The organism is Massilia sp. CMS3.1, assembly GCF_051262535.1.
Classification (GTDB): Bacteria; Pseudomonadota; Gammaproteobacteria; order Burkholderiales; family Burkholderiaceae_D; genus Telluria.
On sequence record NZ_JBIMES010000038.1, the window covers coordinates 1 to 9,342 of the forward strand.

6 protein-coding genes and 1 pseudogene are annotated in these 9,342 nt (G+C 50.7%); 4 read left to right on the forward strand and 3 right to left on the reverse strand.

Features of this window, described 5'->3' with window-relative positions; translation table 11 throughout:
- The 3 genes from ACHAC9_RS23970 to ACHAC9_RS23980 all read left to right on the forward strand — a co-directional run.
- Positions 1 to 197 (forward strand): transposase (locus ACHAC9_RS23970; RefSeq protein ID WP_435764239.1); only part of this gene is annotated, 197 nt, incomplete at its 5' end.
- 270 nt (positions 198 to 467) lie between these two features.
- The gene (locus ACHAC9_RS23975) at positions 468 to 1,349 is read left to right on the forward strand and encodes a pirin family protein (RefSeq protein WP_435764242.1); all 882 of its coding nucleotides are present in this window, start codon (positions 468 to 470) and stop codon (positions 1,347 to 1,349) included.
- 137 nt (positions 1,350 to 1,486) lie between these two features.
- Complete coding sequence (locus ACHAC9_RS23980; protein ID WP_435764244.1) at positions 1,487 to 2,410, forward strand: LysR family transcriptional regulator; 924 nt, start codon at positions 1,487 to 1,489, stop codon at positions 2,408 to 2,410.
- A 135-nt stretch (positions 2,411 to 2,545) separates the two neighbouring features.
- Here the strand turns inward: ACHAC9_RS23980 and ACHAC9_RS23985 are convergent, their stop codons facing one another.
- From ACHAC9_RS23985 to ACHAC9_RS23995, 3 genes and pseudogenes are all read right to left on the reverse strand, one after another.
- Positions 2,546 to 3,433, reverse strand: a complete 888-nt coding sequence (locus ACHAC9_RS23985; protein ID WP_435764246.1) for an SDR family oxidoreductase — start codon at positions 3,431 to 3,433, stop codon at positions 2,546 to 2,548.
- Positions 3,434 to 3,888: 455 nt separating this feature from the next.
- Positions 3,889 to 4,856, reverse strand: a pseudogene (locus tag ACHAC9_RS23990) (IS5 family transposase).
- Between the two features lie 711 nt (positions 4,857 to 5,567).
- On the reverse strand, positions 5,568 to 8,225 hold the full coding sequence (locus ACHAC9_RS23995; protein WP_435764248.1) for a sensor domain-containing protein: 2,658 nt from the start codon (positions 8,223 to 8,225) through the stop codon (positions 5,568 to 5,570).
- A gap of 577 nt (positions 8,226 to 8,802) precedes the next feature.
- On the opposite strand from ACHAC9_RS23995, the gene ACHAC9_RS24000 reads away from it, so the two are divergent.
- Entirely contained in the window at positions 8,803 to 9,330 is a 528-nt protein-coding gene (locus ACHAC9_RS24000; RefSeq protein ID WP_435764250.1) for an MCP four helix bundle domain-containing protein, read from the forward strand.
- The last annotated feature ends 12 nt before the right edge of the window (positions 9,331 to 9,342 follow it).

The window sequence follows — 9,342 nt, forward strand, 5'->3', positions numbered from 1 at the left end:
TCGAGCAAGCGAAGGCCAGCGTGCGCGCGAAGGTCGAGCATTGTTTCCAGGTCGTGAAGTGCCTGTTCAAACATCGCAAAACGCGCTACCGCGGACTAGCCAAGAACAACGCGCAGCTGTTCACGCTGTTCGCTTTCGCTAATCTGGTGCTGGCGCGAAGAGTCATCGGGCGCATACACACCCAAGTAGCGTCCTGAGTGTGGAAAACGCTCAGGTTGTGCACAAAAAACGGATCAATTCTCCCTTCTGACTCATCACCGGGCCGAGATTTCGCTGTTGCGCGCCGCAATTACGAGAACACCGTAGAAGCAATCGGAAACTGATTAGTTCAGCGCTTCCCTAGGCTGTAATGCGCTCAATAGCCATACGGGACAGCGCATCCCATCGGTGCCTCCTTACGGTTTCATTGCGTTCCAAATACAGTGGTTTCGGGCCACATCAGGTCTGCAAGTCACCAAAGGAATGCTATGTCCGATCTCAACACTACCAGCAATACCGAGCCGCGCCAAGCGCCGGCGGAGCCGCCATATCAGGCTCGGGAAATCGTTTTTCGAGGCAAGGGGACGAAGGGCGGGCCAATTACGCGATTGGTGAGTCCATCGGATGTCGGCAATCTGATCAAGCCGTTCGTATTCTTCGATGCGGTTAACGCGCAGCCTGGCGCGGGACCGAACTTCGGCTTCCACCCCCATTCGGGTATTGCCACCGTCACACTGCTCATCAGCGGCAGCATTTGGTACGAGGAGACAAATGGCAGGCGAGGGGAGCTGGCGGCCGGCGACGTCGAGTGGGTGAGAGCCGGTGGCGGTGTGTGGCATGCCGGCGGTCTCGCCGGTACCGCGCCCATGAAGGCGTTCCAGATGTGGTTGGCCCTGCCGCCTGAACTGGAAAGCACGCCTGCCGAGAGCCGCTACGTGAGGGCCGCCGAAGTCTCGTATGAATGGCCTGTGCGGGTGATTCTGGGCCGATACGGTAATGCTAGAAGCCCCATCGATTCTCCCGCGCGGCTCAATTACCTCGACGTTAGCCTAAAGGCTGGCGAGCGCTGGATCTATGTGACGCCGCCAAGGCATGATGTCGGCTGGGTGGTGGTGTACGAAGGAAGTGTGCGGGTGCCCGATCTGATCGAAAGCGGCGAACTTGTCGTGTTCTCCGAATCGGAGGGCATGATTTCTTTCGAGGCGGCGGAAGACACTCGCTTCTTACTCGGTTCGGCGGCAAAACATCCTTATCCACTGGTTCTTGGACGGTATTCGGTACACACTAGTGAGGCGGCGCTATCTACCGGCGAAGCGGAGATTCGGCGCATTGGCGTCGAGTTGCACGGCCTCTCAAGGCGTGCCGTTTGATATCCCTAAGGTTGCGTGGGATATGGTGTCCCTCTAATGGAACGAGAAACTGCTCCGGCTTGCGTCATAATTGATCCCGTCTTGCGGACCGAGCGGCGTAACTCGCCCCGCTCGGTCCGCAGAATCGGGAGAGAGCAATGGATTTGAATGACTTGCGCGTGTTCGAAAAGGTTGCCGCGCTGCGCAATTTCTCGGCGGCGGGCCGCGCCCTCGCGATGCCGAAGTCCACAGTCAGCCGCTGTGTGGCGCGCCTTGAGACCGAATTGGGAATCCGGCTAGTCCAGCGCACCACCCACAATGTGCAGCTTACCGAAGCCGGCATCGCAATGCAGGAGCGATGCGTCAAGCTGCTGGCTGGCGTGCACGAGGCCGTCGACTATGTCACCAGCTTCAGCGCGCGGCCGAAAGGTACCCTCAAAGTCAGCGCGGGCATTGGTTTCAGCTACATCGTCCTGTCGAAGCTGCTTCCGTCCTTCCTCGAGCGTTATCCGGACGTCGACATTACCCTCGATCTTAGTAGTCGTGTAGTCGACCTGGTGCCAGAAGGGATCGATGTCGCGATCCGTATGGGGCATATGGAAGATTCGCAACTGATCGCGACGCGGCTCGGTCGCATCGAGCGCTATTTGTGTGTTTCGCCGAGTTACCTGGCGCGCCATCCGGCAATCGAACATATCGAGGACGTGCGCAACATGGCCACCGTCGAATTGCCCGGACTGAACGGGAAGCCGCGCTTCTGGACTTTTACTAAAGCTGGTAATGAACCATTGCGGCTGCCGTTGAACCCGCGCTTGCACGTCAACGATCCCGCGCTCATTCATCGATTGGTTGTCAATGGCGCCGGCATTGCCTGCCTGTCGGGGCATCTTTGCATTCCGGATTTCGAAGCCGGACGTCTGGTTCATCTGTTCCCAGACTGGAAAGTGCCGTCAGTCGACATGAGTATTGTCTTTCCCAGCAGCCGGGAACTCTCACCGACCGTTCGGGCGTTCGTCGCGCATATCAAAGACGCAGCCGAATGCGGCACACTGTTCGCCAGGAATCTCGAAGACGCTCCCTGAATTCGCGAGGGCGACAGTTTGATCATCGCGGCAAGTTGTGCGCGCGTGGGTAGCCGCCGGACATCGCGATGCCCGGCGGCGCAAGGCGCATCAGGCTGGCCAAATCTTCTTCGAATCGCCAGCTTAATGCACACGCTATTTGGCTTGTTGCCACTGAGCGAGTGTTTCCTCCGCGAAGTTTCGATAGCTACGCGGCACGCGTCCAAGAATTCCGGCTACGCGCGCGAGCGAATCGGCCTTGCCGCGCATGCCGTCGCGGAGGAAACCGCGGAACATCAGGGACGCGTCGTAGGCGAGCCAACTTGGAGCCTTAATCTCCATGCGCATCATCTGTTCGTATGCGGGCACATCGTCGCCGCCGTACGTCACGGGACTGCCCGTCAATTCGCTCCAAAGCAGGGCCATCGAATCGCCGGTGAAGGCGTCCGGTCCGACGATTTCGATAGTTTCATTGGGCAAACGAACCGGCGACATTTCGCGCTCCACCAATTTAATCGCCGCCACCTCAGCGATGTCTCGCGCATCGACCATTGTCGTTCCCAATGGGCCGATCGGGATGGGATAGACGCCCGTGTCGAGGATTGCCGTTTTCAGCAGCGCGTCATTTTGATAGAAATAGTTGGGCCTAAGTATCGTGGCTTCCAGATTGCACTGCTCGATCATTTTTTCCGTAGTGTATTTGGCAGACGCGTGCGGAACATCGCCAAACACATCGGCGTTAACCATCGAAAAATAGACGAACCGCTTAACGCCGGCCGTAGCCGCCAAGTTCAACGCCAACTGCGCCTTTGTAAGTTCATCTGATGAGACCGAGTTGAGCAGGAAAACAGTGTCGACGTCGACCAATGCCGCGCGCATGGAGTCGATGTCCGTCAAGTCGCCGTTGACGGCCGCGATGCCTGGGGGCAGGGGCGCTGAAAGTTTCGAATGAATGAGCGCCTTCACACTGACCGGCCGAGTTGAGAGCTGCTCAAGGAGCTTGGAGCCGATCGTACCGGTGCCGCCAATTATCAGAATTGTCATGGGATAGGTCCTGAGATTAGTTAAACTAGTTAATCGAAGTATTCAGGTTACCTTGCACAGTCACCACGTCCAGTGAGTCGCGCAGAAACGCGCTGTTCCTGCGGTGGGACAGTCATTTATGCGATGACTAACATAAATAAGTGCGCGTCACGACGGTGATGAGCGCTCGAGGAGAATCTGCCAGATTCTTGCACCTTGTGAAATAATTACTTTGCCCCCCCTGACGAGCGGTTGGTAAATAGAGCGCTTAGCAGATCGGTGTCCAACATATAGGAAGATGCTCCTATTGTGTGGCCTGTTTCAATGGAGCTAGGGAAGCGCTGATCAATTGACGTTTTCGGCGCAGCAGCGTTCTTTTTTGCCGCGCGGCTGCGTCAGCGCTTTAAAGTGTTTTCTAGGCACCGCGTGCGCCGGTTTTTCATTGGATTATGAGCATTCTTTGCGCGTTTCGGAACTCAGGACGCACTTTGGGCTTCAGTGATCGTAAGTCGCCTGCCAGCCAGCACCGGTTTGGAAAAGCCGAACAGCGTGAACAGCTGGGCGGTGTTCTTGGTTAAGCCGCGATAGCGCGTCTTCCGATGGCGAAACAGGTTTTTGATGACGTGGAACGGATGCTCAACGTTCGCACGTACGCTCGCCTTCAAGTGCTCCAGCGTTTCCAGCTTGCGGCCCAGTCTATTTTGCAGAAGCGCTTCATGGCGATGTGCCATGTCACCGATTTGCCTGCGTTCTCAGGCCGCTTTTCGACGCCCTGGTAACTGGCGTCGCCAAGCACTGCCGTTTCGTCCCCATGCAACAGCGCGTGCGCCTGGGTCACGTCAGAGACGTTGCCGGCCGTGTCAACGATTGTATGAACGAGGCCCGAAGCAGCATCGACTCCAATGTGAGCCTTCATGCCGAAGTGCCAGTCACTGCCATTCTTCTAATGACGCATCTCGGCATCACTCTTACCATCCTTGTTCTTGGTCGAATGTGCCGCGGCGACAGGCGTCGCGTCGACAATGGTCCCTTCGCGCATCATCAGACATTTCTCAGCCAGATGTCCGTCAATCGTATCGAAGATTTGCCGAGTCAGGCTATTGGCTTCCAGCAGATGGCGAAACTTGAGCAGCGTGGTTGCATCTAACGCGGTTTCGAGGCCCAGGTCGATACCGACAAATGCTCAAATAGACTGGCTGTCATAGATCGCATCTTCGATGCCTTCGTCAGACAGACCAAAGCACTGCTGCGCCACGTACATGCGCAGCATGCGCGCCAGTCCAATCGGCGGACGACCTGCGCCCGCCACCTTCGGATAGAACGGTTCAATCAGCTTGTGCAACTTGCCCCTTGGGGTTACGCTGTGGATCTTGGCGAGGAAGCGATCGCGTCGTGTCAGCTTCTTCTTGGCAGTGTATTCGAGGTCAGAAAAACTCTTTTGGATGATCGATGGCGAGGCAGATGGGTACCGCGAAACTGTTTCGGGTCGTCGCCCCGTTGGGGACATCGGTGGGGGAATAAATCAGTGCTTCCGGAGAGGTTGACTGCGAAGGTGGTTGCGGCAAGGCGACTCTGCTGCCATTGTCGAGGCGTCTGCTGGTCACGCGCAACAACAACAGCAGTCAACCGAATTCAAGCGACGCGGGCATCGCTTGGGTATGAATCCCATGACTAGAAAGATTTTGCAGAAAAACCCAATCCTAATTCAGACGCTCGACCCGCAAAAGCGCTTTCGGAAAATTGCCCGCGTCGTAGCGAAAAGAAAGAATCTTTCTGTAAAATAAATGCGAGGACCAAACATTTTGCCTGCCGCATTACCGGTTAAGGCAAAATTCACCCTCAAGCGATTCGATAGTTAATAAAAGTTGCTCCATTTTCTCTCTTTGCTGTGCGCCCTTGCCAGTTTCCCAGAGATAATCGAATTCTTCTACAGCTCTACAATATTCACAAACCCCACTCGATGCCCAATTGTTCCCGTTCCGTAGCTCACATGAGTTGCAGATTATGGTGTACATAGCGATTGCTCCGAAGCGAATAATGCTGGCCGCTAAAATGCGCTTTCCCGAAGCAGCTTGCATTGAATATTTGACTTGACGGTAATTAAAACCTGAAAATTACATGTGCATTCTTATTCAATTATATTTGCAATGATGTTTCAAATATCGCTATTTTTATAGTAAGCGAACGTCGGTTTGCCTTGCCTTAGCTGATTTTGAAGCAAATCCTCGAAAGCTTCTCTCGTAACTGGCTTTGAGTAAAGATATCCTTGGACGTAATCACATCCAAAACCCATCAAAATGTCTTGTTGCCCCTTAGTTTCGACTCCTTCAGCAATTGTTTCGATATTCAATTTGTGTGCCAAATCAATTATTGCTTGAGTCAAAGCCTTGTCGCTGGAATCTTGTTCGATATTATGGATAAATGATTTATCGATCTTTAAATAATTAACATTAAATAGTTTAAGATATGATAGCGCTGAAAATCCAGTTCCGAAATCATCGAGTGAAATTTTTGCACCATTTTCCTGCAAAAGTTTTAGGCTGGTGCGCATTTGACCTGAGTCATCCACAAGCATGCTTTCAGTGATTTCAACAGTGATGCTGTGTTTCGGTAACCCGGCAATGATTAAGTGTTTTATCCAAGTAGCATTTGAGCCAGTGACAAATTGTGCAGGTGACTGATTAACGCTTAATTCTATATTTAAATCGTATTCTTTTTGCCAACGCTGCACGCTAGATATTGCCTCATCCATAACCCAATCTCCGAGGTGAACGATAAGGCCAGACTCTTCCGCTAGCGGAATGAATTGTGCAGGGCTGATAATGCCAATTTGCGGATGATTCCAACGTAATAACGCTTCAGCTTTTCGAATATATCCTGTGCGCGCGTCGATAATTGGTTGATAGTACATGTGTATCTGAGATCGCGAAATTGCTTGACGCAATTCATTTATAAGCCTTACCTTAACCATTGCGGCCTGTTGCTGAAGTGGCGCATGATAATGAAATCGATTGCCTCCTTTGCGCTTTGCTAAAGTCATAGCCTGTTCAGCAATACTTAGTAGCCCGTTAGCGTTAGGAGCATCCTCTGGATACAGGGCGATACCAATACTTGTAGAGGTGTGGACGCCTCCGACGCTTTCGCCGGCTTCAAATGGAATAGAAAACGAATCAATAATTGTAAGCGCTACTTGCTCAATATTACTTTGCGTGTCTACTAAGACGACAACAAAGCGGTCCCCGGCAATGCGTGCTAATGTTCCGTTAGCGGTTACTGCTTCATGTAGACGCTTCGCAACTTCGACAAGTACCTTATCTCCGTTGGCATGGCCAATTAAATCATTGACGGCAGCGAACCTATCAAGGTCAATGCAGAGAATCCCTAAGGAGTCATTATCCGCTCTTTTCGTTTCGATTAATTGGCCAAGTCGGTCAAGCAGCAAGCTTCGATTGGGTAGACCAGTTAATGAATCGAAGTTTGCATGCCGCCAAATCTCTGCGTCTTTCGAAATTTGCTCGGACAAATCACGGAGGTGCACTGCACGTTTGAGATTAACATTGCCGGGTTCCCGAATGGCTTCTATGTCAACATATGTATCGATGGATTTCCCATCCTTATGACGCAGTTGGACTTGTCCCTTCCAAGTCCCATGCTCACGCAGTGCTGCCCCAATAAGGGCGAAGGCAGCGGTGTTATCGCTGTCTACTCGGAAATTTTGAGGAAACCTACCTAATACTTCAGCCTTCGTATAACCAGTCATATGTAGAAAAGCTGGGTTAGCATCGACTATGGTCGCTTGATCGTCAGTGATTAGTATTGCATCGAGGTTGGTGCTATATATAAGCTCTGCCATCCTTAGCGATTCGACTAATTTACTACTGTCGGTCAAATCTTGAGCTATACCCCAAATACGTGTGACTTTCCTTTCTTCTGTGGCAGCTCTCCAGTGAACTCTAACCCACTTTGCGGTTCCGTTCGGCAACAGTAATTTTATCTGGAAGTCTGCTGGTTCGCCTTTCGATAAAGTATTTGCAAGTGCCTTTTCCAATATGACGCGGTCAGTGCCATCGACAGGCTCGCACAATGATTCGAAGCTTAAATTCTGATTTTCATTGAACTCATATATTCGAATCAATTCTGAAGTCCAAGAAAATTTATTTTCTAAAACGTCTAGTTCCCAGCCGCCTATCTGGGCCAAGTTGCTCATTTCCTGTAAGAGTGCTTCTTGCTCTCTAATTTTATTTTCTTTGCGTCGTCGGACAGCTACATTTCTTCCGATACCTAAAATGCCAATTACCTTAGCATCTGGCTGCACGACCGTGCTTACCACAACGTCGAGGATAATTGGCTCTGGCTCCCCATTCTGGTGAAATATCTGCTCATCCACTACAGGAACTTTGGTTTCGAGTACTTTGCTGTCAATGTTTTGAAGGTGGCGCGCTACCTGTGGAAGAAAAAGCTCAGCGTCCGTTTTTCCAACGATGTCGCGAGGCAACCAACCATACATTTCAGCGGCTGCCCGGTTGCATGCTTGGTAGACGCCAGCAGTATCTTTGAGCCAAATGGCATCTGAGCAATTTTCGACAAGAGCATTAAATAGTGCTTGCTCTCGAGGGTCTGACGTCACACTGCCACCGTTTGCAGATGGAGTAGAAACATGGAGAGCACGACGAGATAATACTCTTCCGTGAGCTTGGTATTGGGGGGATTTTCCCAGGTTTGCCCTGCGTTGACGAGGCTTGGACTTTCTACTTAAGGTGGAGTAGAGCACTGCACCAAGAAAAGTTACAACCTTTAGGAGGGTGCCACGCATCAACAACTCCATTCGTAAAATGAGAGTTAAAGAATTTTTTTAACTTTGGTGCGTCCAGAGATGCTTGTCAAGTGAAAGGGAGCCGCTTCTAAAAAAATTGCTTTATAAGTAACCCAATTCTTCATTAAGTTGCATAAATCACACTTTCTTTCAAGGTCTGTAGGTCGTATGGGAAAAACCGCCTTAAGTTGACAAAATGTTTCGTTATATGATGTTTCTAACCTTGCAAAATTAGCAGGCATTTTTATTGTCCCGTTTTTGACCCACTAATTTATGTTGTCAGATTAATTTCATTCGAAACTAGAAGTCGTGTTGGCATATCAGTCTAATAGTATTTTTGATTAAACTTTAGTACAAACAAAAAAATTGATGAGTTGCTTTAGCGAAGTTTTTTCAAAGCAATGAATGTTCCTGGAAATTTCAATGCTAGAATCTCGCCAACGTCCTGTACATACAACATGTGGTAACACCTAGTGTGTGCGCGCACATGACCTCATTTTAGCTTGGTATGGACTATGGTTAAAATGGTAACGGATAATTAATTACAATTTTGGAGTGGTATAAGTGCAAGTTGCTGGTGGAAACGAAATTGTTTCTAATTAATCAATTTTTTTCAAAAGATTCACTCGTTATGAAGAATATCAATATTGGTACCCGTCTTGCACTTGGCTTCGCCATTGTTTTCTCTTTACTAATAGCGCTTATCACAATTGCAGTTATTCGTATGAGTCTGGCTAGTTCTATGACTGACGAGCTGGTTCATGTGAAAGTTCGCGACGAACGTCTAATTCAAGAGTGGCAGCGAGTTATTGAAGTGAATGCGGTTAGAACTTCGACGGCTTGGCTGGCAACCGATTTGAAGAAGCAGACGGACATCGAGGCGCAGATTAAGGTTTCATCAGCACGTGCTACACAGATTCAGGAAAAGCTTGTTGAGGTTCTCCAGGAGCCACTTGCTAAGAGTCAGTTGGAAAAGGTGCTCGCTACTCGCTCTGCCTACGTAGCTGCGCGTGCCAAGGTGTTTTCAGCGAAAGCTTCAGGCGATATGGCATTGGCCGAGCAGACCTACAGGGCACCTCGAAAAACCCCTCCGAATCTGGCATGATGGCAGCGCCTC